The organism is Serratia sp. CY76391 (genome assembly GCF_052166695.1).
In the GTDB taxonomy this organism is placed as follows: Bacteria; Pseudomonadota; Gammaproteobacteria; order Enterobacterales; family Enterobacteriaceae; genus Serratia; species Serratia nematodiphila.
This window is the reverse complement of record NZ_JBJNOJ010000033.1, coordinates 1-731: the sequence shown is the minus strand read 5'-3', so window position 1 is coordinate 731 and position 731 is coordinate 1. Positions and strand designations below refer to the sequence as shown.

Genomic DNA, 731 nt, shown 5'->3' with positions numbered 1-731 from the left:
AACACCTCTATCCACTGCGCGGTGGTCAGCTCTTTTTCCTGCGCGGCAAAATCGAGCGGGTTGGAGCAGTACGGACACTGCAGCGGGCAGCGGTAGGTCAGCTCCGCCAGCAGCCAGAGCGGCGGATTCACCGCCGGCGCACGTGGTTCAGTCACGGAAGGTCACCCATTTTTGTTCGTAGGCGCGCTGGAAAAACTCCAGCACGTCATCCGCCAACCCGTCGGCGCCGGGGAAGCGGGCGTTCAGCTGGGCAATGATGCCGTTCAGCGTGGTGTGGCCGTCGACCAGCTGTAAAATGGCGGCGGCGCTGTCGTTCAGTTTGGCCATGCCCTCCGGATAGAGGATCACGTGGCTGTTTTGCACCGGCTCCCATTGCAGGCGGTAGCCGCGGCGGAAGACGGGGGTGTGTTCAGGATTCGGCGTCATTACACCAGCCTCTGGTTGTGCCAGACCCGCGCGGCGGTCACGCTGTGGTAAGGCGGGCGGTTCAGGGTATAGGCCATGCTCATGGCGTCCAGCATGCTCCACAGAATGTCCAGCTTAAACTGCAGGATTTCCAGCATGCGCTGCTGCTTTTCGACGGTGTCGCAATAGTCCAGCGCCAGCGCCAGGCCGTGTTCCACGTCGCGGTTGGCCTGGCCGAGGCGGCTGCGGAAATAGTCGTAACCGGCGGCGTCGATCCACGGGTAGTGCTGCGGCCAGCTGTCGAGGCGCGACTGGTGGATCTGCGG

1 protein-coding gene and 2 pseudogenes are annotated in these 731 nt (G+C 63.3%); all 3 read right to left on the bottom strand.

The genetic code is table 11. The features are described from left to right. A pseudogene (locus ACJ8PN_RS25595) lies at positions 1–155 on the bottom strand (pyrroloquinoline quinone biosynthesis protein PqqE); the annotation flags it as partial. Continuing rightward, on the bottom strand, positions 148–426 hold the full coding sequence (gene pqqD / locus ACJ8PN_RS25590) for a pyrroloquinoline quinone biosynthesis peptide chaperone PqqD (protein WP_286093864.1): 279 nt from the start codon (positions 424–426) through the stop codon (positions 148–150). The pseudogene ACJ8PN_RS25595 and the gene pqqD, both read right to left, overlap by 8 nt. Then, positions 426–731 (bottom strand): annotated as a pseudogene (locus ACJ8PN_RS25585) (pyrroloquinoline-quinone synthase PqqC); the annotation flags it as partial. The gene pqqD and the pseudogene ACJ8PN_RS25585, both read right to left, overlap by 1 nt.